At 54.3% G+C, this 22,010-nt stretch carries 28 protein-coding genes; 23 read left to right on the top strand and 5 right to left on the bottom strand.

Translation table 11 applies throughout. The features are described from left to right. Positions 1-6: 6 nt before the first annotated feature. The 12 genes from JFC11_RS15925 to JFC11_RS15870 are packed head-to-tail and all read left to right on the top strand — an operon-like array spanning position 7 to position 6,810. Complete coding sequence (locus JFC11_RS15925; RefSeq protein ID WP_198349996.1) at positions 7-1,092, top strand: hypothetical protein; 1,086 nt, start codon at positions 7-9, stop codon at positions 1,090-1,092. Continuing rightward, complete coding sequence (locus JFC11_RS15920) at positions 1,089-1,250, top strand: hypothetical protein (protein WP_198349995.1); 162 nt, start codon at positions 1,089-1,091, stop codon at positions 1,248-1,250. The genes JFC11_RS15925 and JFC11_RS15920 overlap by 4 nt, the downstream gene beginning before the upstream one ends. After that, positions 1,250-1,939 (top strand): hypothetical protein, encoded by a 690-nt coding sequence (locus tag JFC11_RS15915; RefSeq protein ID WP_198349994.1) that lies wholly within the window; start codon positions 1,250-1,252, stop codon positions 1,937-1,939. Before JFC11_RS15920 ends, JFC11_RS15915 begins: the two co-directional genes overlap by 1 nt. Next, positions 1,939-2,130 carry a hypothetical protein gene (locus tag JFC11_RS15910; protein WP_198349993.1) on the top strand — a complete coding sequence of 64 codons (192 nt, stop codon included), beginning with the start codon at positions 1,939-1,941 and terminating at the stop codon, positions 2,128-2,130. Before JFC11_RS15915 ends, JFC11_RS15910 begins: the two co-directional genes overlap by 1 nt. Continuing rightward, positions 2,127-2,867, top strand: coding sequence for a hypothetical protein (locus JFC11_RS15905; protein ID WP_198349992.1), 741 nt, complete (start codon positions 2,127-2,129; stop codon positions 2,865-2,867). The genes JFC11_RS15910 and JFC11_RS15905 overlap by 4 nt, the downstream gene beginning before the upstream one ends. Further along, a complete protein-coding gene (locus tag JFC11_RS15900; protein ID WP_198349991.1) occupies positions 2,864-3,109 on the top strand; it encodes a hypothetical protein in 246 nt (81 codons plus the stop codon). Before JFC11_RS15905 ends, JFC11_RS15900 begins: the two co-directional genes overlap by 4 nt. After that, positions 3,091-3,369, top strand: a complete 279-nt coding sequence (locus JFC11_RS15895; RefSeq protein ID WP_198349990.1) for a hypothetical protein — start codon at positions 3,091-3,093, stop codon at positions 3,367-3,369. Before JFC11_RS15900 ends, JFC11_RS15895 begins: the two co-directional genes overlap by 19 nt. Beyond that, positions 3,359-3,784, top strand: a complete 426-nt coding sequence (locus JFC11_RS15890) for a hypothetical protein (RefSeq protein WP_198349989.1) — start codon at positions 3,359-3,361, stop codon at positions 3,782-3,784. Before JFC11_RS15895 ends, JFC11_RS15890 begins: the two co-directional genes overlap by 11 nt. Beyond that, on the top strand, positions 3,771-4,808 hold the full coding sequence (locus tag JFC11_RS15885) for a hypothetical protein (RefSeq protein WP_198349988.1): 1,038 nt from the start codon (positions 3,771-3,773) through the stop codon (positions 4,806-4,808). The genes JFC11_RS15890 and JFC11_RS15885 overlap by 14 nt, the downstream gene beginning before the upstream one ends. A gap of 13 nt (positions 4,809-4,821) precedes the next feature. Next, positions 4,822-5,079: a hypothetical protein gene (locus tag JFC11_RS15880; protein ID WP_198349987.1), complete on the top strand. Its 258-nt coding sequence runs from the start codon at positions 4,822-4,824 to the stop codon at positions 5,077-5,079. A gap of 4 nt (positions 5,080-5,083) precedes the next feature. Continuing rightward, positions 5,084-6,118: a hypothetical protein gene (locus tag JFC11_RS15875; RefSeq protein ID WP_198349986.1), complete on the top strand. Its 1,035-nt coding sequence runs from the start codon at positions 5,084-5,086 to the stop codon at positions 6,116-6,118. Further along, positions 6,115-6,810 (top strand): DUF2786 domain-containing protein, encoded by a 696-nt coding sequence (locus JFC11_RS15870; RefSeq protein WP_198349985.1) that lies wholly within the window; start codon positions 6,115-6,117, stop codon positions 6,808-6,810. The genes JFC11_RS15875 and JFC11_RS15870 overlap by 4 nt, the downstream gene beginning before the upstream one ends. A 1,299-nt stretch (positions 6,811-8,109) precedes the next feature. Here JFC11_RS15870 and JFC11_RS15865 read toward each other — a convergent pair. The 4 genes from JFC11_RS15865 to JFC11_RS15850 form a co-directional block, all read right to left on the bottom strand. Further along, positions 8,110-10,659: a VapE domain-containing protein gene (locus JFC11_RS15865; RefSeq protein WP_198349984.1), complete on the bottom strand. Its 2,550-nt coding sequence runs from the start codon at positions 10,657-10,659 to the stop codon at positions 8,110-8,112. Between the two features lie 7 nt (positions 10,660-10,666). Next, positions 10,667-11,077 (bottom strand): VRR-NUC domain-containing protein, encoded by a 411-nt coding sequence (locus tag JFC11_RS15860; protein WP_198349983.1) that lies wholly within the window; start codon positions 11,075-11,077, stop codon positions 10,667-10,669. Then, positions 11,074-12,660 carry a DEAD/DEAH box helicase gene (locus JFC11_RS15855; protein ID WP_198349982.1) on the bottom strand — a complete coding sequence of 529 codons (1,587 nt, stop codon included), beginning with the start codon at positions 12,658-12,660 and terminating at the stop codon, positions 11,074-11,076. Before JFC11_RS15855 ends, JFC11_RS15860 begins: the two co-directional genes overlap by 4 nt. Positions 12,661-12,784: 124 nt before the next feature. Then, entirely contained in the window at positions 12,785-13,015 is a 231-nt protein-coding gene (locus JFC11_RS15850) for a helix-turn-helix domain-containing protein (protein WP_198349981.1), read from the bottom strand. 277 nt (positions 13,016-13,292) lie between these two features. On the opposite strand from JFC11_RS15850, the gene JFC11_RS15845 reads away from it, so the two are divergent. The 3 genes from JFC11_RS15845 (at position 13,293) to JFC11_RS15835 (ending at position 16,553) form a co-directional block, all read left to right on the top strand. Then, entirely contained in the window at positions 13,293-13,904 is a 612-nt protein-coding gene (locus JFC11_RS15845) for an XRE family transcriptional regulator (RefSeq protein ID WP_198349980.1), read from the top strand. 139 nt (positions 13,905-14,043) lie between these two features. Further along, entirely contained in the window at positions 14,044-15,423 is a 1,380-nt protein-coding gene (locus JFC11_RS15840; RefSeq protein WP_198349979.1) for a PD-(D/E)XK nuclease-like domain-containing protein, read from the top strand. Positions 15,424-15,425: 2 nt separating this feature from the next. Next, positions 15,426-16,553: an AAA family ATPase gene (locus tag JFC11_RS15835; protein WP_198349978.1), complete on the top strand. Its 1,128-nt coding sequence runs from the start codon at positions 15,426-15,428 to the stop codon at positions 16,551-16,553. Positions 16,554-16,570: 17 nt separating this feature from the next. Here JFC11_RS15835 and JFC11_RS15830 read toward each other — a convergent pair whose 3' ends face one another. Beyond that, positions 16,571-16,981, bottom strand: a complete 411-nt coding sequence (locus JFC11_RS15830) for a hypothetical protein (protein WP_198349977.1) — start codon at positions 16,979-16,981, stop codon at positions 16,571-16,573. Between JFC11_RS15830 and JFC11_RS15825 the strand changes: the two genes are divergently transcribed. The 8 genes from JFC11_RS15825 to JFC11_RS15790 all read left to right on the top strand — a co-directional run bounded on the left by JFC11_RS15825 (position 16,971) and on the right by JFC11_RS15790 (position 21,988). After that, positions 16,971-17,696, top strand: a complete 726-nt coding sequence (locus tag JFC11_RS15825; protein WP_198349976.1) for a nucleoside triphosphate pyrophosphohydrolase family protein — start codon at positions 16,971-16,973, stop codon at positions 17,694-17,696. The two genes, JFC11_RS15830 and JFC11_RS15825, sit on opposite strands and share 11 nt — an antisense overlap. After that, entirely contained in the window at positions 17,696-18,229 is a 534-nt protein-coding gene (gene ssb / locus JFC11_RS15820) for a single-stranded DNA-binding protein (RefSeq protein WP_232482942.1), read from the top strand. The genes JFC11_RS15825 and ssb overlap by 1 nt, the downstream gene beginning before the upstream one ends. Positions 18,230-18,295: 66 nt before the next feature. After that, a complete protein-coding gene (locus tag JFC11_RS15815; RefSeq protein WP_198349975.1) occupies positions 18,296-18,853 on the top strand; it encodes a hypothetical protein in 558 nt (185 codons plus the stop codon). Continuing rightward, complete coding sequence (locus JFC11_RS15810; protein WP_198349974.1) at positions 18,850-19,092, top strand: hypothetical protein; 243 nt, start codon at positions 18,850-18,852, stop codon at positions 19,090-19,092. Before JFC11_RS15815 ends, JFC11_RS15810 begins: the two co-directional genes overlap by 4 nt. Before the next feature lie 453 nt (positions 19,093-19,545). Then, positions 19,546-19,800, top strand: a complete 255-nt coding sequence (locus tag JFC11_RS15805) for a hypothetical protein (RefSeq protein ID WP_198349973.1) — start codon at positions 19,546-19,548, stop codon at positions 19,798-19,800. Between the two features lie 361 nt (positions 19,801-20,161). Then, on the top strand, positions 20,162-20,644 hold the full coding sequence (locus JFC11_RS15800; RefSeq protein ID WP_198349972.1) for a hypothetical protein: 483 nt from the start codon (positions 20,162-20,164) through the stop codon (positions 20,642-20,644). Continuing rightward, the gene (locus JFC11_RS15795; protein ID WP_198349971.1) at positions 20,641-21,489 is read left to right on the top strand and encodes a P-loop NTPase family protein; all 849 of its coding nucleotides are present in this window, start codon (positions 20,641-20,643) and stop codon (positions 21,487-21,489) included. Before JFC11_RS15800 ends, JFC11_RS15795 begins: the two co-directional genes overlap by 4 nt. Before the next feature lie 154 nt (positions 21,490-21,643). Beyond that, a complete protein-coding gene (locus tag JFC11_RS15790) occupies positions 21,644-21,988 on the top strand; it encodes a hypothetical protein (protein WP_198349970.1) in 345 nt (114 codons plus the stop codon). Positions 21,989-22,010: the final 22 nt, after the last annotated feature.

Below are 22,010 nucleotides of genomic sequence, written 5' to 3'. Positions count from 1 at the left end.
ACCCTCATGACTTACGAACAGTGGCGCACTAGCTACCAAGATAGCGAGCAGGCCGCACGGGCAGCCTTTGCTATGGCCGTCGAGCATTTAAATAGTCGCGGCTTTTTGGCGTTAGAGCTGGTTGAGAAAGACGAAGCAATTCAAATGGCGCGTAGCGTTCTGCAAATGGCCGAAGAACCCGACCTCGAAAATCCCGACCCAGAAGACTTGGCCAACTTAAACGCGGCTATTTCTGAGGCGCTAGGGCTGCTGGATAAAGCAGTGCTTATAAGCGCCAGCAAAGCCGCGCCTGCCGCCAAGCCCGCCAGCAAAGGCATGGATCACGACTATGCCAAGAAGAAACTCGCCACCTTATTGCGCGACGTAGGCAACTTTAACGGCGATGAATTTTGGCGGGAAATGTCACGCTTGGCATCCGGTGCCACCGGCAGGGATCACGCCGAAGCGCTGGAAAAACAGCTCAACCGTTACAAACAAGCAGAGATGACCTGGGAGCAAACCATGATGCGCCTATTAGGCGTGGATGGTGTGAAGGATGCCGAACGCGAGATTGCCGCCCTACAGAGTCGCGTGAGTATTGTAGGGCGCAACATGAGGCGCGTGGCGGAGCTTGCCAAAGCTCAGCAGGAGTGGATTGACGCGGTGCCCGACAGCGTTGAGTTGCCAACGATGCCGGGCTATAGCCGTGATTGGGCTGATAATGTGGTTGTCGACGCTAGCGCTTCCCTTCCGCTATCCGATCACCCTGATTTTTATCGGCACAAACAAGTCCAAGATCGCTTTATCACTCAGCTGCGCGAGGCCAACCGCCAGCGCCAAGCGCAGATTGAGCAGCTAACAGCTCAGCTGCTAACGGCTCGCAACGTCCACTACGACGCCTACTGGAATAACGACGACCGTGTACACGCCATGGAGTCAGCGCTGGATAGCCCGCCTTTAATAACACTCCTAGCCAGCCGTGATGAAGAGAACTTTCGCAAGGGCTTCTGGCATGGCTTTGAGCGCGCCCGGATGCGACCTGACGAACACAACATTCTCAACGAGTGGGAAGAAGTACGAGCGCTGCGTGGTTTTGCGGAGGCAACGTCATGAGCCTAGAAACCGACGCCCTCGCCTTTCAGCAGCGCAGCCCCAACGAATCCGTATCCGCTTTTGCATGCCGCTATCCGGGGCAGTATGGCGAGGCAGCTGCGGTACTGCGAGCAGTCAGGAAAGCTGAGCGTGAAAAAGCGGAAGGAGAAGAAGCCTAATGAGTGATTTTAAGCGTGAAGAACGTTACATCGTCGTCAAGATCAGCGATTTCCACCCCGAGCAAGAGCAAACTATACGTGATCGACTGAACATTTTTGGCGTCCCCACCCGCGAATGCGTCGTCGTCGAGCACGACTGGCCTATCTACGAGCAGGTGTGGGACATGGTGCAGCGGATGGTGGAAGGTCGAGAACAATCAGAACTTGATCCAAAAATGCTAAATCATTTCACATGCGAGCGAGTGGATAACGCGGGAGGGACGCCTGGCTTTACCCTTTTCATGACGAAAATGGGCGCAAGTCACACATACCAGCTTTACCAGAACGAAGCCGAAGCGCTCCACTTTAATTTAGGCAAAGCGCTTGGCATTAACCCTGATGCTAATCTCGCCCGCATTGCCGAGCTTGAGGAACGCGAGCAGGCGCTGGCAGCGCATGTGGAGCGGCTTAGCGAGCTACTTAAGCCGTTAGCCGGAGACAACTTAGCCGGTGCCGGTGAGTATGTTACCAAGGTGGTCTATGCCTTGTGGGATAGCCCCAAAACCTCCCTCGCCCACCGCGATGCAGACACTATTGCCTCTCTCACCTTCCCCACCATGCTCCGAAAAATGTGGAGTGGTGGCGAAGTGCAGCAGTGGCTGAATGAGCAGGCGTTAGAGAAGCGTCGCCAAGCCGAAGGAGGTGCGTGATGCACTTTGAAAAATTACGCACCGCGCTGGCGCTAAAAATCGCCCCATGGATAGTGCCCGAAACGGCTCTTCAAGAAATGAAGTTGGTGCTGGATGCTGCGCCGAAAAGTGAGCGCGATTCTCACACCCATACCCTTATCAAGACCCTGATTGCCTCATACCGCAATCAGGCTAAGAAGGCTAAACAATGAAGCAATTCGCCAAGCTATTCAACGACACGCCTCACGGTCAAATATTGGTCAAGCTGGGCACCTCGCATGACGAAGACGGCCCGGAAGTGCGGTTCTTCTTTTACCCGCCAGGGCTGGGCGAGTGCTCTATAGCCTTGGCCTTTGAAGACACCGATGCCGGTTGGTGGCAAGCAGAGCAAGCCATTGAAAGGGTCGATGAACAAACGGCTATCGGTGTCATTGGCTCAAGCCCCGGAAACTTCATTCGAGACTTTCAGGCGAGCATCGGCCTCGACCCTGACTCTACGGCCCTGGATGGCGATGACGTTGCCAAGGCTGACTACCTTGAGATTCAGCAGCAGCTAGACGAATTGAAGTCACTTTACTTTAAGCGTGGCCAGCACATCGAGACGCTTGAGCTTCGTGAAAAAGTGCTTACCGCGCATATTGAGCGTTTTTCATCCCTCAATAAAGAGGCGTTCGAGGGCGGTAAGGATGGCGATTACAACTGGGAAGACTGGAACGCCCGCATGCGTGACTGTCTGGCAGAGGAACCCGTGGCCAGCTATGGCCGTTATGAAGCGAGCGTGCTGAAAAAGTGGGCAGACCAGTTGCTAGACAACAGCAGTGTCGCTCAAGAAAACGGCTATCTAAGCACCGCCGAAGGCATGAGAGATGCTGCCGACGTGCTGTACTCAGAAGCAGAGAAGCTGGAGCGCCGCGCGAAAGCTAGCCAGGCCGAAGGTGATGCCCAATGACCGCAAACACCTGGCCAGGCGGCCAGCGCCACGCGATGGATCAAAGCGCTCATTCCGCATGGAACGCCAACAACTACCCCGGAACTTTGCAGCTATGCAGTAGGTGTGAAGAGCCTACCGGGCGCTGCGAGGAAGACAGTATTTACGCCGAAGGTGGCGATGAAGCTGGCCCGCTATGCGAGCAGTGCTGGGAGCTGATACGACCCATTGAAGGAGAGCAGCAATGTTCCAGCGAATCCTAAAGCCCATAACGATCTTCGCCTATGCCCTGGCAGTTGCATCCAAGGGCAACCCGGTGCGCGCCACTATTGCGGTAATGCTCTATTGGGCCATGTTCATTTTTGTCGAAGCAGGCATTGAAGAACTGATATGGGGAGAGCGCTTCGATCACTGGCTAGACCCCATCTTTTCCATCTGCTTTATCGCTTTTGCTGCCCATGCAGTTTGGCAGTGCGCGATAGTCCAGACCATCAAGAAAGAAGAGGCGCGCAATGAACCTTGATCATATTCCCAGCTACCAAGACTGCCTACTGATTCATCAAGATGGCAGCGAGCGTGTCGGTCGCCTCGGTTATCAGCGGGCAACGTGGAATCTGGCCACTTACACCGGCACCAACAAGTACGGCACTTGCTGGCCACTAAAAGAGGTGGTCAACGCCATTCCGATCGGCACCAGCCATAAGGATTTTCAAGCGCTTTATATGGGTGTTTTTGAGCCAGCGCCCGACGTTATCGCACCTGGTGTTCCGGTAAAAACGCCCCACGGTATAGGTGAAGTGGAAGGCCTGCACTCCAATGTCGCCGGGAGTCGCGACTGGTGGGTGAAGCACGTTGACGGCCTGCGCCGCTGGTATGCAGAGCACAACCTGACCGCCCTGTATGAATCAAAAAGGAAGCGTAACCATGGCACAGATTGAACGCGCGGGCCGCGTTACCTTTGGCGACGCCCGTTTTGATGTATGGGAAGAACCAGGTGAGAGAGTGATGGGTGCTTGGGAGCAGCGTTTCAAGAAGGACGTATTTAAGCGCATCGTTCAGCAATTTAACCGCTTGGGCTGGGAGGTCGGCCCTCAAGAGCACATTTTTACTGGCAACAACTCCCGTTTTTGCCGTAAAGGCGACCTTAAAGCCGATCTTCGCTTGTGTGGGCGGCATATTGAAATTCTGTTCTTTCAGTCGATCAACTGCCCTACTCGGCCCGACGACGAAGGTCGCTACGAGCGGGATAAAGAGCAGTGCATGCCCTATCTGTTGCGCCTTGAAATGCAGCGCACGCGCAACCGTCTGCGTGACTATCTGTGTGGTGTGTTTACGGATTATGAGTTTACGGATGAAGAAAAGGGGCGATTGGCCAAGCGTGGCCCCGGCAAGATGACGGCTATTGAATGGGTAGAGAATGCCAATCGTAACAGCGGCCATTACAGTGAAGCGCTTGGTCATGCCCCTATCGGGATGACCATCAATGCCAAGTCAGCTGACGGCGGTGAAATCACCCACGGTGCCCGCGTCTACGCCATCGACTACCGCTACCGGGTCGTGGTCGGCACGGCTTACTACAACCTTAACAATATGTGGTGGGTAGTCACCGGCAAGTACGGCCTGATCAACGTTCACAGTGGTGCGATTTACCTTTCCTCTCCTGGCGATATCAGGCGCAAGCGCAATGCCAGGTGTCGCCGTCAACGCTTGGAGAAAGAGCTGAGTAGCGCCATCAAGTCCATGAATTTTAAGCGCGCCCAAGTGCTGAAAGAGATCCTTTTTCCGGTCGATGAAGAGCTTTATCTGATATGGCACAAGGGCCATTCATCGTGGTACGGCTCCGATTTTAGCGGCTACAGCAATAGCATTAACGACGCAGGCAAGTACACGCGCGCAGAGCTAGGCCGCTACGCCACAGAAAACGAATTAACCAAGCCAGTACCGCTAAGCAAGGCGGCATAAAGGGAGAAAGCACATGGCCAAACTTACCAAAGCAGAAGCCGCCTGGTTGAAGAAGTTGCAGGCGGTGATTGATGAATGCCCCAGTAAACGCTTGGCAGCGTTCACAGTAGGCGATGCTCGAATAACGCTTTATGACGGTTCAAATCAGGCGCAAATACTGGCTATCCAAGACGCTAACCCCAGTGAAGAGTTTGGTAATGCCGTCGAGGCTGCCGATGCAACGCTGGCTCATGTGCCTTTCCCCTTTCAAATTCATTCAGTTGCCGGATAACGCCATGATCGACCTAGACGCACCAAATGATTACACCGCCTATCAGGGTGAAGTAGACACCGCTTGGCTGCGCCAGCGCATTGACCATGCCATGAATAACGTTAGCGACTTGGTGATGAGCGCCAGCCAAATGGCCGATCTGTGCCAGGCGATGGAAGAGCGCGACGCCATGAAGGCGCGCATGGACGCACGCTGGGCAGGAGAAGGCTACAAAGTCAGTCTGGACGAGCTAGGGCGCCGTGCGGCTAGTGTCCCGCGCGGGCCATACGTCGCAAAGGTGACAAACGGCGGTACCGACATTGAGGCCAAGCCTACTGATACGCAGATAGCGCTTGTGGAGCACGATGACGACGACACCGAGGCGCTTGCCATCGCCCACTACTTGGAAGCACTTGACCCCGGCGCAGTGCTTAGCCTGGTCGAGCGCTGGCGTGATGCAGAGTATTTGCAGGCTGAGCGCGATGCTTTGCGGGATATGGCTGATGATTACCGTTCCGGGCTGGAATTGATTGCTGCAGCGTTAGGCACCCCCAAAGAGCCGCACCAGGGCTTTTGCATCCATATCATTGAACGGGCGGGAGAGTTGAACGCGCGCGCGGCAAGCCTAAACGCCAAGCTGCAATGCGTGCATGATGAGCTTTATGGGAAAGGCTTTGAAGTGGCCAATTACCACCTAAACGGCGAGCTTGAGCGGCTAGACAACTGGTTTGAAGAGAACGACTGGGAGCCAATTGAACTAGACAAGCCTGAGATTGCTATTTGTCCTGAGTGCTTCATCGTTCAGCTAAAGAGCAAGGGTGAGTGTTCTTGTGGAGCAGGCATCCCAGGCGATGATCTTAGCGAGGCCAATCTTTACCCCCGCGAGCGCGCCGCAGCCTTGCAGTGGGTAGCTGACAAAGGCCTAAGCCACCAAGACCTGCCCCCTATGATTGAGCGCCTAACCGCCATTGCAGACGGTAAGCGCCAGCCCTGCCAACTGCTGGGCATGATGTGCCGTGGCTGCCCGGACTGCATGGGCGTTGTGGAGTCGGGATTATGAGCAACCGAATCATAGAGCGCATCAAGAAGTGCCTGGCGCACGCCAATAACAGCAATCCCCATGAGCGAGCCACTGCGTTACGCCAGGCGCAAAACCTTATGGCCAAGCATGGCCTTACGGATATGGATATAACCCTTAGCGAGGTGAGAACGGAGCTGAAAGCCACTGGAGCCGGTAAGAAAATGCCTGCCTATATAGGCGTGTTAGGAACGATGGTGGCCGAAGCGTTTGGGGCAAAGATGATATGCCGCAATCTGTACAAAAGTGGTCGCTGGGTTGGGCATATTGAGTTTTACGGCATAGGCGAAGTGGCCGAGGTGAGCGGGTACGCATTTGATGTGTTGCGCCGTCAACTAAAGCGCGACCGTGACGCCTACCTGGCGTCACTCGACAAGCGACTCAAGCGCTCCACCAAAACTCGCCGGGGCGACGTTTATGCCGTGGGCTGGGTGCTGACGGCTGGCGAGCAAATCAAGCCCCGAGAGCGTAGTGAGAAAGAGTCCAGCGTGATGGCAGCCTATGAGAAAGAGCGTTGGCCAACGCCATTGAACGACGCCAAGGTTATCAACCGGGCTTCCAAGCTCCAGCGCAACGACCACGGCGCATTGCTTACCGGGATAGGTGACGGCAAGAAAGTTCAATTCTACCAAGGCGTAAATGCTTCTGAGCGAGCGCAACTTACCTCCCCCTGAGCAGCTGCATGATGATCCTATAATAGGAAAGCCCGCCGAGTGCGGGTTTTTTTTTGCGTGAAACATAGCGCGCATATTTCATTTAGGGTAAATTTACTTTCAAGGTAATTATTTAAGCGTGTTGGCCGAGTGCGTTTAAGTGCCCCCTTGTACCCATAATCGTGATTCTTGTCCGCGTAGGAGAGGGTTAGCACAATCGAGCAAGCCAGGGTTTTTTACGCTCCTTTGGGTGGTTGGGAGTGGTCTTTCTCCCCAAGTGCCAGTCTTCCTGTGCTGGTGGCGACATTGCAGGGCCGGTGCTGACAGCGGAATCTGTCAGACTTAATGCAAGGCACCTGCTAGCGGCTTAGCAGGTATCGAAAAGAGGGTGGCTAGTCAGGGAACACCAGCCGAAAGGCGAGCCAGGAGCACCCACCGCCCTCTTTTCGATACGGTTGCCATGCTGTATCGACTCCTTGTTGAATCGTCAGAGCAGTACCGATCCCACCGAGGCCACGGTGGGCATCGGCAAAGGTTTCGCGTCACTGAAATTGTGTGGTCTAAAGGCGGAAGGCCGCTGATTAAGGGCACGGTGCCGGAATCTTTGCCGATGCGATGAGTGCGTAGGCCGATGCGCTAAAACGTGAGGGAGTGTCCCGAAAGGGTACGTAGTAATCAACCTATGCCGGAAGAACGCGGTACCGGCCATCGCATCAAACTACCCAGCGTAAGCTCATGGGTGAACGAGTGGAGCGGATGCAACGCCGCTGACTGCCATGAAAGCATGGCCCAAGCCTATTCTAATGGGTGGGCATCGGGAAGTGTTTTGCGTGTATCCAACGATATTGGGTTGGGAGTTTCAACAGCAATGCTAGGAAGTGATCGAGGCCGTTCGTGCGAATACCACGGTAGTGACCACTAGGCCCGCTGAAATATCGAAGCCCACTAGCCAAACAAAACATTTCACCGATGAGCGCCCCGCCCCCCTTTCTTTCAACGTTGGCACTGCGAGAGAAATGGGGTGCTCTATCACTGCTTAAAAATTCTTCAGCTTACAGTTGAAGAATACACAGATTGTGTTAATTTCCATGTTAGGTGATAACCCATCAGGTAATGACCTATCAGGCATAGGGCGCGCCAACGTCCTATGCCACTTAAAGGGCGCTGCAACGCCCTTAGCTACTTAAAAGGGCTGGAGTCTATGACTCTGGCCCTTTTTCGATTCAAAGGCTGCGCCGCTATATTGGAAAGCGTTCTGATTTTCTGTGCCCAAAAAAAAGCCCCACCGAAGTGGGGAAAGGCTTGGCAGAAAAGGTGCTGTTAATCCATTGGGGGTTGTGGGGCGCTTTTGTAGCGAAACAGAGGGGGCGGCATAGGGTAAACGTTCCCTTTCCCGCTCCGGCGCGCTTTGGTGCCTGTGAGCTTTTGCAGAAAGGTGCTAGCCACGGTTGCCTGGCTGTGACTCGGTTTCTCAATCCCTGCATGTATGAGCACTTGAGTGGCAGTCATATCACTACCCTTCGAGCGGTCATATTGGTAACGAGGCATGCCGCTGTCGTCATAAGTGACGTTCACATCAAATGCATTCACTATCATTTCTTCCAGCGGATTGACCTGCTCATAACGGGTATTGCTGCCGTTGAGCATGGCTTGCTCGCTATCATCCAGGTAGTGTTTGTAACCGTTGCGGTAGAGGTGCATGGCCTGCGCCCATACTTGCTGCATGTCGACGTTGTGTTTGCTGTTCAGCGCTACCACTTCGAGCGTCCACCAACGGCTGTTGCCCGTAGAGTCTTGCAAGAAGTTTGTTTCGTTGACCGAAGCAAACAGCGCAGTACGGCGCGGGTAAATACTATCTTTACGGTCGTAGGGGCGGCGCAACTGATCGTTCTTGCGAGTGATAAACGCCTTTAGCCGCGCTATGTCCGATTTGCGAAACGTCGCGTCTAATTCACCAAGCTCGACAAGCCAGTGCCCTAGCACCGTAGTGACAGAATCCTTGTCTGCAGGGTCGAGGTGTAAGCCGTCGGCCACGCAATCGTGAAGGCCTGACGACTCCGGCACTAGCGAGCGAAACCAGCTGGTTTTTCCCAAGTCTTGGTTGCCTGCGAATACGAGCACTGACTTAGACCACACGCTACCCTCATTGCCAGCTAACGCCGCCGCCCCTACAAGCCATTTAGTCAGCAGTATTTGCGCCAGCAATTGGTTTTGCCCTGGGGCTAGCTGAATGGTCTGAAATAGCTCTCCAATGGGATCGCGGGATTGGTCATAAGGAACTGAGTCGATCCAGTCCATAACCGGGTTGTAGCGGTCTTGATCGGCTACCAACTTAACGTAAGAGTCTACATCGGCAGATGGTAGCTCGTTGCGGGCGCAAAGCCCCTTGATAAGTGCCAGCGATGCGTTGCCTTGGTTGTCTACGCTAAAGTCTTGGCCTGGCACCTTAACAATCACGTCTTTGCTGATTTTGTTATAGCGCACTTTGACGCCGTACTGGTTTAGCATCCAGTGCAGATTTTCCGGCGTGGCCAATGGCTTGCCAGGGCTGGTACGCTTCTGCATCGGCCAATTAAACTCGTTGACGATATCGCCCGCTTCGTTAACGTCGAGCGCGTACTGCTCGCCGTCACTGCCCTGCTCGCTAACCTCCTGGGCGTATTCAGGATCGTGGTGCAGTCGCCAATAGTGAACAGCTTTGCCGTACTGTTCCTCTACCTGGCGTTTAACTTCTTCCTCGCCTTGGCGTTGGCGTAGATCGTCAAAGTCGAGCTTCTTATCATCGTCGCTGGTCGGCAGCAAATAAGGGATACGAAAGTCTTTTTTCAGACTTTCAGCTTTTGCCAGACCGGGATTACCCGGCGTTCCTTGGTCGTTATCAGCAGCATTAATGATGGGTACGTTGGGGTACTTCTCCCCCATGGCGCTTGCAATCTCGCCTAAGTTGCCCGCATCAAAAGCGATGGCCACCGCTACGCTATCATCCCCAAACGCCTGGCACTGCAGCAGGGTCGCGCCGGTTGCATAGCCCTCAGTGACCACTATGGCATCTAGCGCTTGGCCTTTTTGCCAGTTTTCCGGCATCAGTGGCATGTAGCCAAGCTGCTTTTGGCCACCTATCAAAAAACGTTTACCGCCTGTTGCATCAATGCGTTGCAAGTTGATAAGGCCGCGTTGTAGCGGGTCGACGGAGTAAACGGGTAATAGTAGGTCGCCTGCAGAAACAATAATCGCGCGGTCTAACCATTCATGGCGGTTGAAGCTGTATAACCGCCCTCTTAGCTCACGGGTGGCAACGCGCACGCGTCCTAGCGGCCTTAGCCCCTGCTTGTTCAGCAAATAGCTGTGCGACTCTTCCGGGTCAATATCGCTCGCCGCTTGCCAAGCGAGGTCTGCCGCCTGGGCAGCGGCTAGATTGGCATCGCGCTTTAGCTGTTCATTCTCAATCGCCTGGCGTTGAGCCTCTTTGCGCGCCTCCTGGATTTTTTCACGATACGCGGCGTGGCGGTCAAGATCGACCACCACGTTGTCTTTATGGTTTTCAAACGACTTCCAGCACAAGTTGCGAGGCTTGAAATAGACGTTATCGAGTCGCTGCTTGAAACTGCCGAACGTGACTTCCGGCCAGACGGTTTCGTCCTTGTCGGTCGTCAAGTTGGCAATGTAATACTGGCGTTGGTCGCTTTCACCTGTGAGGTTTTTTAGGTAGTGGCGCTTGCCGTCAAGCACGAGGTCTACGCCATCAATGCTGGCTTCTACTCCGGCAGCGGCGGCTTGCAGCTCCGGCCAAAAGTGCCCAAGCATATCGAGCGGTTCGTGATGCGGTAGCGCCGCGACATAGTGCGCAAACGTCGATTTTCTGCCAGCCATGGTGCGTTTATGCCTTGTCGTCGTGGTACAGCGTTAGCGCCAGCGCTTCTTCGGGGCTGGTCGCTACGCCTGCGATAGCGCCGCGTTTTGTGAGCAATTCGAGGTGTCGGCGCTGCTTGTCGCTCGGCTTTTTGCCTGGGCGCTTGATTTCGATGCCGGTATAAATCGGCAGGGTTTGGCCCACATGGGCCGGGCGAATCAACTGGAACGTCATGCCAAACAAATCGGTAAAGCCGGGTGGCAAGCCGGTTTGAAAAGGGCGCGGCTCATAAATCGTAATGCTGCCGTCTGGATTGCGCTCAATCCTGTTGCCTGTCCATGCTTGGCCAACGTTGGCGCGCCAGTAAACGCCTCGCTTATGCTTGCTGAGTGCCAGGCGTGTATCGTTCTGTATTTGGTGCTCGCTAATAACGGTCAACGCTTGGCTCCTATGTCTTGATCGTAAACTTCTACCGGGGGTGCGGGAGGGAGCGCTGGCATACGCTGCCAGGAGCTAGGCCTGCCGCTGCGATATTTCCCCTGGTCAGCGGCTAGCTTTTGCTTCCATTTGACGTGCGCCCACTTGGGGTCATAGCCATACTTTTGAGCGACGAATTGCAGTTCGGGTAAGGACTTAGCGGCTTTGATGTCCGCTTCCTTCTGTCGCTTCTCACTACGTTTGCGCTCGACTTCTTGTAGCTTGCCTTCCGTTTCTTCCACCTCACGCTGCTTTGTTTCGTAAGGTTCCAGGCACTCTGGGCACTGGGGCGGGCCGGGGCGGTGAACATGGCCACACGCCTCGCACTGCTTGATAGGCGAGACAGTAGCACCGCCCCCTTTCTTCCCTTTCTTTTTTCCCTCCAGGCTCCATTCGCGTTCATCGTCAGGAAGCCCGTGGCGCTCGCTATTGCCTACATGGTCAAGGATTACTGCGTACTCTTTGCCCTTGGCAGGGCGTAGCGCGCGAGCTATCTGCTGAATCCAGAGGGCTTCCGACTGGGTAGCGCGTAGTGAAATGGCAACTTCAATAGCTGGGAGGTCGAATCCTTCGCTAACAAGATCGACGGTTACCAGCCCATGCAGATCGCCGCTAGAAAGCGCAGCAACTCGCTGGGCAACTAGGTCGCGTCCATCGGCGTCTTTTCCTTTGCCGCGCAACGTGCCATCAAGTACCGCGAACTTGTAACCCGCATCGCAGAAGCGCGCGCACACGTCTTCGGCGTGACGGCGGTTCATGCAGAAGACCACGGCGGGCCGTTGGTGTGCATGTTCGCGATAGTGCTCAATCGCATTGCCGGTAATCGTCGGCTTGTTGATGCGTTCGCTGGCTTCTTTTTTGTTGTAGTCGCCGCCGACCTTACCCACGCCGGTCATATCGACCTTTTTGCCGCCAGTAGGCGCGAACATTCTGTAGTCGCACAGATTGCCCCACTCCATTAGGTCGGCAGGGCTTGGGCCTTCCACAATGGCGTCGAAGTAACCACCGTGGCCAATGCCTAGTCCCTTGCCGTCCAGGCGGATAGGCGTGGCGGTCAAGCCCATCTTGAGCGAGCCAGGGTGGTGCTCTATGACTCTCCCCCACTGGCTACCCTCGGTAACGTGGTGGGCTTCGTCGGAGATAATCAAGTGTGGCTGCCAGATCATGGTGTGCATACGTTTTGCGTAGGTCTGCACGCTGGCCACTTGCACGCGATGTGCAAAGTCAGGACGCACGCCTGCGGCAATCAAGCCGTGCTTAACGCCGTAAGTGGTCAAAGCCGCTGAGAACTGGTCGGCTAGCTCTGAGCGATGCACTAAGATCAGCACGTTGCGCTTTTTGGCCACTGCCTGGTCAATCATGTAGCAGCTGGTAAACGTCTTACCGCCCCCAGCAGGCAGCACTAGAAGCGGTGCTTTAAATTTCTGACGGAATGCCGCGCGCACACCATTGACGGTGCTTTGCTGATACCCGCGCAAGTGTGCCCAGTTAGGGCTTTCGTCGTCGGTTTCGACGGGTATCGTCATCGCATAGAAGTGGCTCATCGGCACACCTCCAGGCACAACACGTCACACCACTGCCATAAGGGGTCACTGACAAGTGATAATCCCGCATGCACTGCTAGGGCGAATGCGATAGTAGCGGCGGCATGTGGCCATGAAGTGCGCTTCATTTTTTTCCGGTTACGTCTAAAGGATGCGTGGCGCGCGGGCCAATCCCCGCAAGATCGTTAGGCGTTACAGCGGCGTTGGAGAAGCGATAAATAGCGCGCCGGTTAGCGGCATTTGGTTCTTGCCCCTGCTCCCAGCGCCAGTACATCGCTGGTGGGATACCCAGCCAACGAGCGGCTTCATGTCCGCTCATGCCAGCAATTTGTGTACGGAATTGACTAAGTTGCACAACGGCCTCCTGTTACCCTAAACGAGAACATTACCTGAAAAGTAACAATTAAGGCAAGAAAGAAGGCTTGGAAAGGTTTTTTATTACCAATGGAACTAAATAAACCTAATAAGTTACTAAGTTAGGCTTGTATAACTTGAAAAGTAATACGATATTGTTGAAATAGAGGCGCGGCCCTCGATTGAGAGGAGTCGATTAGCAATTGGTATACGAAAACAATAAAAATCTGCAAACCGCCCAAGCGGCGACGACATAGACTTAAAGGAGAAGAGGTAGCATGGAATTAAGTATCAGAGAAACACGGGTAGCGGCGGGGTTGAAGGTGGGTGATCTTGCAGCGCGATTAGGCACAAGCGTGGCCAATATGAGTCGCTGGGAGCGGGAGCCGCAACGTGTAAATTTAGTGACGTTAGAGAAAATTGCTGCTGCGCTTAGTGTCCCGCCCGAAAGTCTAATTTCAAAAGGTAGCCAAGTCCCAGTGGGTCAGGTCAGTGGCGCGACAAAAACGTTAGTGGTCACTGTAAAGAGCCTGCAAGAGGGTAAGCCAGACTTTCCTTTTGACCGGAACTATCTGCTTACAATCACCAATCGTCCGCATACAGAGCTAGCATCAGGCATAGTCGTAGATGACGCTATGTTTCCTACATTAAGGATCGGAGATGCATTATTGATCGAGCCGTGCGAGAGAGTAGAACAACCCGGAATATACGCCTCAATGCGAGACGGCAAGTTGATGGTGCGCCGGATTATGGAGGGGTTGGATCAGGGAAGCATTAGCGTGATGACTGACAATGACAGCTACCCTGATTTTGAAGATGTAGAAGCAAGCCGGTTTCCAGTCACTGGGAGAGTGATCTGGATTGGCCGCTCATTTGGAGCGCCCGCATAACGCACATTCTGTAACGTTGACTCTCAGGTAATAAATGCTCTAGCATTACTCCACAAGTAATAAGAGGGCGGCCACAGGCTGCCCCTTTTTTGGCTTATACTGTTACCTCATGGGTAACTGTTACGTTAGGGGTAATGTTTTGGACAGCGCACAAGACGCAACAACGCCCAAAGAGCCGGGCATCTATGAAGGCCTCACGAATGCCGAGTACCACGCCGGGCCAGGCGTCTCAAAGTCGGGCCTCGACTTAGTAGACAAAAACCCCGCGACGTACCGCTATGTAAAAGACACCCCGGAAGAGCGCACCGAAACGCCGGACATGCGCATCGGCAGCGCCTTACATGCCGCCGTGTTAGAGCCTGAGCTGTTTGTGACGGAGTATTGCCGTGGATTGCGCCGTCAGGATGCTCCAGAGGCCGTTGACGACCGTGAAGAGCTGGTGGCCATGGTCGAAAAGCTCAATCAAGAGCGCATCGACGCCCACCCCCACGCTATCCGGGGAACGGATGAGCTGGTTGCCAAGATTCATGAGCTGAACAAGACGCGCAAGCCAAAGCTGCCGGTTAGCGGCAAGGCCGGTGACCTGATGAATCGCATCGTTGAAGAGATTCATGGCGGCGATGGCGAAGCGGCAACCGAACTTGAAGGCATGAAGGCTGGTGATCTAAAAGCCATCATTCAAGCCGAAAACGAGAAACGTGATGGTTTGCTCTCCCCTGGCGGCGACCGTAAGACGCTGGCTAAGCGGCTGAGTGAGAACGGCGTAGAAGTCGAACTATGGTCAGATATTTGTGAAGCGTTTGAGGCCGAGCACGGCGTCACCTACACGCTAGGCACCAGCGCTAGCCGTCACGATATGGCCGCGTGGCTGAATGCCAACGGCGTGAAAGTGACGCTGTGGTCGGACGTGGTGGATGAGTGGGCCGCGAACAACGGTCACCGCACGATTCTGAGCGACGCCGAATACACCCTTGTCATTGCCATGCGCGACGCGGTCATGGCCCACCCCGCCGCTGCTCGCATTATGCGCATGAAAGGCAAGGCCGAGCAGAGTGTCTACTGGCGTGACCCGGTAACCGGCGAGCTTTGCCGGATACGCCCGGACTGGTGGGTGCCTACCAGAGGCTTGATGGCGGACGTAAAAACCACCGACGACGCTAGCAAAGAGGGTTTTGCCAGGTCGATCAGTAAATGGCGTTACCACGTCCAGCACCCTTTCTACCTTGACGGCGCCAATGAAGCGATCCGCCAAGCGGGACTTACCCTCCCTGAGCAGCGCTACTTCGTGTTTATCGCGGTCGAGAAAAAGCCTCCGTTCAATGTGGGCGTTTACGTGCTGGGTGACGAATCCATTCAGGTAGGGCGTGACGAATACCGCGACAACCTCAACACCTACGCCGAATGCTTAGCCAGTGGTGACTGGCCCGGTTACAGCGACTCTATCGAAACCATTTCCCTTAACGACTGGTACATGCGCCGCATTCGCGAGCGCTTAGAAGCCGGTCAATTGGAGGCTTAACTATGTCTGTGATTCAGATTCGTAAATCAGAACGCAGCGGTGCGCGGTTAGTGATCGGCCTTGCCGGTATTAGCGGTTCAGGCAAAACCTATACCGCCCTGCAAGTTGCGTGGGGGCTAGCAGGCTTTGATTCTAGCAAAGTCGGCCTGCTGGACGCCGAGAACCGCCGTGGCTCGCTGTACGCCGACGCGCTCAAAGACGCGGATGGCCATGTTCACCAATTCATGATTGGCGACCTCTACCCTCCTTTCAGCCCTGACCGCTATGCGGAAGCCATTCACGCCTTCCAAAAAGCGGGCGTCGAGGTGCTAGTGGTCGACTCCACAACGCACGAATGGGAAGGCAGCGGCGGCTGTGAGGAAATTGCCCACAATACAAGTTCCAAAATGGCCGATTGGAAAAAAGCCAAGGCCGCGCACAAGCGCTTTATGAACGCGCTACTGCAAACCGATATGCACATCATTCCGTGCATCCGGGCGCGGGAAAAAATGGACTTTACTGATCCGAAAAAGCCGAAGTCGCTAGGCGTTCAACCGATTCAAGAAAAGAACTTCATGTTCGAAATGACGGCCAGCTTAATGATGTGGAACGAAGGCACCGCGCAACAAGTGCTCAAGTGCCCGGAAGAGCTAAAGCCCATCTTAGGTCGTGGTCAGGGTTACTTGACGGCTCAGGATGGCTACGCACTGCGCCAGTGGGTGGAAGGTGCCAGTAGTAACCAAACGCTAGATAAATGGCGTAACCGCTTGCAGTCGATCACTGAAAAGGGTGCGAAATACGTCAACGACGCATGGAGCAAGACGCCCGCTAAGGTACGCGAAGCGCTGGGTAATGATTTCTACGCGACTATCACTGCCAGCGCCAAGGCGTTTGATCAGCAACATCGTGATGAGCAAATCGCCAAAACAGGCAGCGGCGATGTAGACGACCTGAACAACATGCTAGGCGATGACGACAGCGATGCTAACGCCGGAGACGACGCTGTACCAGAAGAAGATACACCTCATCACCAAGACTACCCGGATGACCACGCAGACGCGGCCTATCAGGGAGCTGAGGGCGTGAACAGCGATGCGGATATGGACGCTCAAGCTGACGCCCAGCGGCAAGCAGAGACCCCTGAAATTTAATGCGATCAATCACCGCTCTACGGCGCTGGAATCAGCGCCGTGCCTACGCCGTCTGGCTGAGCGGTGAGCGGCACACGTTTGAAGTGCCACCACACCACCACCTGTACAGCGACGGTGAAGACTACGTAATTGGCTGCCATCAAACGCGCTGCGAAGTATGGCGGCAGCCAAAAACGACTATAGCCGTTGTGGAATTGAGAGACGAACGAATATGGCTGACGTAGCCGACTTAGCCGCTGAGCGGTGCGAAACAATTTTGCAAGCGGGATTGGCCCATCGAAAACCCACTGTGCGCTTACCCGCGTGCGGCGAGTGTCATTACTGCGGTGATGACGTAACGGGGGAGCGTATTTTTTGCGACTCAGTTTGTGCTCGCAAATGGAATCATGAGCAAGAGCGATTGAGAAGGAATGGACGATGAAAGCCATAGAGTACACCCCCTTAGCGATGACCACCGCCAGTCCTAGCGCTGGAGACCATGGTGTTAGTAGCGATTTAGTACATGCCGTGCTGGGTTTATGTGATGAAGCCAAAGAGCTGCTAGACGCTAAAACCGCAGAAAACGTCATAGAGGAGCTGGGCGACTTGTTGTGGTTCTGCGCCTTAGCCGACAGCACGTTAAAGCTGCAGCTTTTCGAGCGACACGCGGTAGAGCAAACCGAAGGCACAACACCGTTTGATATTGCAGCGGCCGCGCTTACGTTGTCGGGCCTGATTAAAAAGCCCTACGCATACGGCAAATCGCTACCGCTCACCAAGATTACCCATGAGCTATTGGTGATCGTGGCTGCGGTAGAGACGCTAGCGGATCGTTTGAACATGACACTCGCTGAGGTTATGGAGTTAAACCTTCTCAAGTTGAAGATGCGCTTCCCTGATCGCTTTAACTGTGCAGCGGCCATTTCACGCAACGCAGCGCATGAGCTGGCGCTATTTGAGCACTGGCAAACTGTGCTGCCGATCATACGTAAATCATCCGTCTGGTTTTTGTGCCAAGAAAGTGATCTTAACGACGCCAAGGCTTACTTGGGCGCTCACCACGCTGGCCAAGCTGATACGAAATTTCTCAAGCCAACGAACGTTAACCGCCCCGGCTACTGGCTGGCTTATGCCCTCCCCTCTCCCAAAAAGGCGCGCAAATAATGGCACGCGGTATCAATAAAGTAATTCTGATCGGCAACTTGGGCCAAGACCCAGAAGTTCGATTTACGCCTTCTGGGGCTGCTGTGGCCAATTTGAACATTGCCACCTCTGACTCATGGACTGATCGCCAAAGCGGTGAGCGACAAGAGCGTACTGAATGGCATCGTGTAGTGCTGTTCAATAAAACGGCTGAAATTGCCCAGCAATATCTAAAAAAAGGCGCAAAAGTCTACATTGAAGGCCGCCTACAGACCCGTAAATGGCAAGACCAAAACGGCCAAGATCGTTACAGCACGGAAATTGTTGCTAACGATATGCAGATGCTGGATAGCCGTGGCGGCGATTTCCAGGGTGGCCAGCAAGGCGGTCACGGTGGTCAGCCTCCCCAGCAAAACCAGCAGCGCTCACACCAGCAAAGCGCGCCCTCCTCGCCTCCACCGCAGCAAGGGAAAGCCCCAGACCCTAACGCCAACTACGGCGCGCCTGACCCCGGCAACTTTGACGATTTTGACGACGAAATACCTTTTAACTGAGGCCTCAGCGGGGCGTTCAAATACCGCACGTATTGTGAAAATACTCACTTAATTTAAGGGAAGTTTATGTCAGCGACAATTGAAACAAGTGCATTCCAAGCGGGGATACTAAAGTTGCTAGCGGCAGAAATAGGCGAATGGTCGATAGAGGAGGTTTTGAACAAAACCGAAGAGCTGCGCAAGCAGCTCGACCTTACCTGTGGCCAGCTTCAAGCCGCAGTGTGTGGTGCGAATGAGGTCGTAGTATTGATCGCTGGTGGCGTAGCCGACCGCGAAACGGTAATGGCGGCTAAGGTGCCCGTTGATCCTGATCAGCTAAGTGCTCGCGACCTTTTAACAGAGGCTATTCAGGGGGTTGGAAAGAGGACGGTTGAATCTAGCTCTGACAATGGCGGCCAGGGAATGGCAGATGCGGTTCAGGCGTTCAATGCCATTACAGGTTGCGATCTGAGTGAGGCCGAGGGATGGGCTTTCTTGCTCGTCAACCAGCTAGTAGCTAGCCGTCAAGGCGGGCCGTTTACTGCCAAGACCTACTCAACGATGGCAAGCCTTGTAGGGCTTGCTGGGGAAGCTGAGGCGAAGCGTCACCGCCGCATTGAAGGTTTTGATGAGGACGTTGCATGAATAACCCAGCCGAGTTTCCGTCAGATATTGAAATTGAGGGATTGACCAGCACCCCCTGGCAAGCCAAGGAAGTGATTGGTGGGAGTCAATACAGAGTAGAAGCTGTGGCGAAGGGACGAGGCATGTTGGATGGAGCGCCCATTGTTTTTTACAGCGCCTTACCTCGCCCAGACTGCATCGAAGCGATGACTATCAATGAGTTTCGCAGAACGATGGAGCCGTCACGTAACGGCAAGTAAGTAGCTAAAGGCCGCTCATGAGGCGGCTTTTTTTTGAGGAGAAAACGGGATGCGAATGACGCTCAATGATGTACGTCATGCGAATAAGGTTAAGGAGAAGGTAAGGCAACGCGGGAAGGCATCGACAGGAACTCCACCCACTCACATTAGAGACTTGTGTGACGAGGAGTTGAACGCCATGCCGTTGAGTGAGGTGGTTGGGCTGGTGGGCGTTACTGTTACGAAATCGACGATCTCAAGTCGCATGGCTAACGAAGATATGAGCTTGCGAGAAGCCGCCCAAACACCGCCAAGAACGCCTAAAAAGCATCGTCCTGACCAGGCAAGTAAAAAGCGGTTTTATGGGTACGGGAGATAGTGCGCGTTTCTGCATATTAGACTAAAGTATATTTCACAAAATGTTATATAAAGGGTTAATCTGTGTGTATCGAAAACGCACACGGAGTAACCCTTATGTTGAAGTCAGAACGCAATAAATTAATCGGTGTTTTTGTCGGCGTTATGGGATTTGTTGGCCTGGCAGTCGCGGGTCATTTTGACAAAAGTAATCAAGCGGACGTAGATGCTGTTCATCTGCGTTACTGCGAAGGTGTAGCGGTATGGCAAGCGGAAGCAGCACGGGCGATACCTGAGTTTGAGCGCACCGGTCATGACGATTGGCGCGGCATTGCAGAAGAGTATTGCCCAGGCCTTAGACCAGCACCGTAAGGCAATCTGATGAGCTAGAAGCCCCCTTGATTGGGGGCTTTTTTGTGGGCAGTTACCACAGGTTTTGCATGACGGCGCTCCGCTATTTGCTCAGGTTTTGCGCGCCAGCAACTTCATAATCGCTCGCTTTTACCTCGCATTTTGCTCGGCAAGCTTCATCTGTGCGCGCTTTTAGCGCGGGTTTTACGCGCCCTATCCTTTTCATTTGCGCGGCTTTTGCTCACCTTTTGCACGGCTTTTGCTCTACTTTGAAGTGTTGCGCGGCTTTTACGCGGCTTTTTTTCGAGTTTTGCGCGGTTTACTATTGCTTGTGCGTAGACAGCGGTCTAATCTTTGCTCATAACGTTGCACAGGGGCGGTTATGCACGACGAAAACCTAGACCACTTGATCCCCCGTAAAAAAGAGATACATGGGGTATCCGGTTGGGCGTCTGTACAGCTGCGTTATATCCGTGATGAGTTAAAGCCTTTTGTAGAGCGCGGCATGCCGGTAAAGCATATTATGCGTCTGCTGGCACCGCTGGATATTACCCAGCGTCGCGAAACAGTCCGGCAGTTTTTGCTTGATGAGTTTCCCGAGCACTACGCCCGATACTACGCAAAAAGTGAAACAGCAAAGCGGATACGCGGCCAGGTATCGGAGCAAAAACCGATACCCAAAACAGTACAGCAAAAAACACCAACACAAAGCACGCCAAGCGCACTTACTGACAAAGCAGAGCCGCCTAAGTCAGCCGTTAAACCGGCTCAAGGCACTAAGCGGTTAAGCGTGGAAGGCATGCTAAATAGCGCCAGCGAATTTACGTCTGGCAAGCACTTCGATAAGCAAGGAGAAAGCGAATGATCCTGGTCATCAACACTAAAGGCGGCAGCGGCAAGTCAACGGCATCCATGCAGCTTTTGGCCCCGTGGGTATTGAGTCGTACAGGCAAGGCAGCGCTTGTGGAGCTGGACGACGAAAACCACGACAGCGCTGATTTCACCGATAGCGCGATTCACTCAGAGCGCGTCAAAGTCGGCAAGGAAGTGGATGCGGAGTACGCCATTGATGAGCTAATTAACCGCACCGATGACAGCTTTGTGATTGCTGACATTGGCGGTAACCGCACCAGCGCGATGGCCCTGCAGCACATTGGCGCACGCGGCTATGATGCGTTCATCGATCTAATCGTTATCCCCGTATCCGGCCCTGGCCAGGACGTATTGAACGCCAAGAAAACCCTCGACCATGTGCGCACGCTCATGCCTGACTATGACGGAAAGGTGCTAATGGTGATGACGCGCACCACGACCACAGATGTGCGCAGCGTTCGCCGTCGCATGCCGGATGCGTTCAATCTGCTGGATCGTGAAAAGCTCGCCGGGCCGATTATTCTGCCGACTGACAACAGCTTTCCCATGAGCCGTATGCTAAAAATGTCGGTGTGGGAAATTGGTCAGCAGGGCGAAGAGCTAAAGGGTCAACTGCGCAATGCCATGAAGGGTGCTCGCAACAACCCTCAGCAGCGTGAAGAGCTGGCAATGCTGAACTCTGTGGTATCCGACTCACTGGTAATGCACGAACACTTAGAAGCGCAGTTTGCTGAGTTGGATAAAGTGCTGGATTTACGCGCGGCAATGCGTGGCGATATTCAGGAGGATGCGCCAGCAGAGAAGGAAACTAAAGCAAAAGCAGCTAAAACCGCATAACGAAAAGCCCTTATCTGGCGGGCACCAGACAAGGGCAGTACCACGCAGTAACTCGCAAAACGTGATAGCGGCGATCATAGCATATATGGTCGCCGCTTTTGTTTGTGCGCCGGGCGGGCTAGTCTCAGGTCGTGCAGACTACCGGGATTAAACCATGCCATCCGCGCCGATACATATCAATTGGGGAGATGTAGACGCTCAAAGCAAGCAGGGAAGGCCTGACAGGTCTGTAACGCTCCACCTGCGCGCGCTGGGCCTTCTTGAAGTCGATGGGGTGCCAGTGCCAGAGCGTCTCTTTGTACCCCCTGTTGAGCCAGGATCGGTGCTTGAGGTGGTAGTGCAGGGCGGTGGCATGATGCTTGAGGAGCGGGACGTACAAATGCCGATGTTGATAACAGGGCCGTTGCTACTGGTGTGCGATAGCGCTGGCAGCGAGGGGGAGGTGGCGGTAGTGGTGCTTACCAACGCACAGCCCCAGCGGGGTGCCGGGGCTGTGTAGGGTGGTGTCGGGCAGTGTCGGG

It is taken from the genome of Vreelandella alkaliphila (assembly GCF_016107625.1).
Taxonomy (GTDB): domain Bacteria; phylum Pseudomonadota; class Gammaproteobacteria; order Pseudomonadales; family Halomonadaceae; genus Vreelandella; species Vreelandella alkaliphila.
The sequence above is the reverse complement of the archived record's forward strand: the minus strand, read 5'-3'. Positions and strand labels throughout refer to the sequence as shown.

What these genes read in the sequence shown, in the direction of transcription:
- JFC11_RS15830 (WP_198349977.1), bottom strand. Translation starts at nt 16,981, where the DNA reads ATGGCTTTCATCGTCCATTCCTTCTCAATCGCTCTTGCTCATGATTCC.
- JFC11_RS15905 (WP_198349992.1), top strand. Translation starts at nt 2,127, where the DNA reads ATGAAGCAATTCGCCAAGCTATTCAACGACACGCCTCACGGTCAAATA.
- JFC11_RS15890 (WP_198349989.1), top strand. Translation starts at nt 3,359, where the DNA reads ATGAACCTTGATCATATTCCCAGCTACCAAGACTGCCTACTGATTCAT.
- JFC11_RS15885 (WP_198349988.1), top strand. Translation starts at nt 3,771, where the DNA reads ATGGCACAGATTGAACGCGCGGGCCGCGTTACCTTTGGCGACGCCCGT.
- JFC11_RS15920 (WP_198349995.1), top strand. Translation starts at nt 1,089, where the DNA reads ATGAGCCTAGAAACCGACGCCCTCGCCTTTCAGCAGCGCAGCCCCAAC.
- JFC11_RS15825 (WP_198349976.1), top strand. Translation starts at nt 16,971, where the DNA reads ATGAAAGCCATAGAGTACACCCCCTTAGCGATGACCACCGCCAGTCCT.
- JFC11_RS15815 (WP_198349975.1), top strand. Translation starts at nt 18,296, where the DNA reads ATGTCAGCGACAATTGAAACAAGTGCATTCCAAGCGGGGATACTAAAG.
- JFC11_RS15925 (WP_198349996.1), top strand. Translation starts at nt 7, where the DNA reads ATGACTTACGAACAGTGGCGCACTAGCTACCAAGATAGCGAGCAGGCC.
- JFC11_RS15795 (WP_198349971.1), top strand. Translation starts at nt 20,641, where the DNA reads ATGATCCTGGTCATCAACACTAAAGGCGGCAGCGGCAAGTCAACGGCA.
- JFC11_RS15810 (WP_198349974.1), top strand. Translation starts at nt 18,850, where the DNA reads ATGAATAACCCAGCCGAGTTTCCGTCAGATATTGAAATTGAGGGATTG.
- JFC11_RS15835 (WP_198349978.1), top strand. Translation starts at nt 15,426, where the DNA reads ATGTCTGTGATTCAGATTCGTAAATCAGAACGCAGCGGTGCGCGGTTA.
- JFC11_RS15875 (WP_198349986.1), top strand. Translation starts at nt 5,084, where the DNA reads ATGATCGACCTAGACGCACCAAATGATTACACCGCCTATCAGGGTGAA.
- JFC11_RS15900 (WP_198349991.1), top strand. Translation starts at nt 2,864, where the DNA reads ATGACCGCAAACACCTGGCCAGGCGGCCAGCGCCACGCGATGGATCAA.
- JFC11_RS15805 (WP_198349973.1), top strand. Translation starts at nt 19,546, where the DNA reads ATGTTGAAGTCAGAACGCAATAAATTAATCGGTGTTTTTGTCGGCGTT.
- JFC11_RS15800 (WP_198349972.1), top strand. Translation starts at nt 20,162, where the DNA reads ATGCACGACGAAAACCTAGACCACTTGATCCCCCGTAAAAAAGAGATA.
- JFC11_RS15910 (WP_198349993.1), top strand. Translation starts at nt 1,939, where the DNA reads ATGCACTTTGAAAAATTACGCACCGCGCTGGCGCTAAAAATCGCCCCA.
- JFC11_RS15845 (WP_198349980.1), top strand. Translation starts at nt 13,293, where the DNA reads ATGGAATTAAGTATCAGAGAAACACGGGTAGCGGCGGGGTTGAAGGTG.
- JFC11_RS15880 (WP_198349987.1), top strand. Translation starts at nt 4,822, where the DNA reads ATGGCCAAACTTACCAAAGCAGAAGCCGCCTGGTTGAAGAAGTTGCAG.
- JFC11_RS15790 (WP_198349970.1), top strand. Translation starts at nt 21,644, where the DNA reads ATGCCATCCGCGCCGATACATATCAATTGGGGAGATGTAGACGCTCAA.
- JFC11_RS15895 (WP_198349990.1), top strand. Translation starts at nt 3,091, where the DNA reads ATGTTCCAGCGAATCCTAAAGCCCATAACGATCTTCGCCTATGCCCTG.
- ssb (WP_232482942.1), top strand. Translation starts at nt 17,696, where the DNA reads ATGGCACGCGGTATCAATAAAGTAATTCTGATCGGCAACTTGGGCCAA.
- JFC11_RS15915 (WP_198349994.1), top strand. Translation starts at nt 1,250, where the DNA reads ATGAGTGATTTTAAGCGTGAAGAACGTTACATCGTCGTCAAGATCAGC.
- JFC11_RS15865 (WP_198349984.1), bottom strand. Translation starts at nt 10,659, where the DNA reads ATGGCTGGCAGAAAATCGACGTTTGCGCACTATGTCGCGGCGCTACCG.
- JFC11_RS15855 (WP_198349982.1), bottom strand. Translation starts at nt 12,660, where the DNA reads ATGAGCCACTTCTATGCGATGACGATACCCGTCGAAACCGACGACGAA.
- JFC11_RS15870 (WP_198349985.1), top strand. Translation starts at nt 6,115, where the DNA reads ATGAGCAACCGAATCATAGAGCGCATCAAGAAGTGCCTGGCGCACGCC.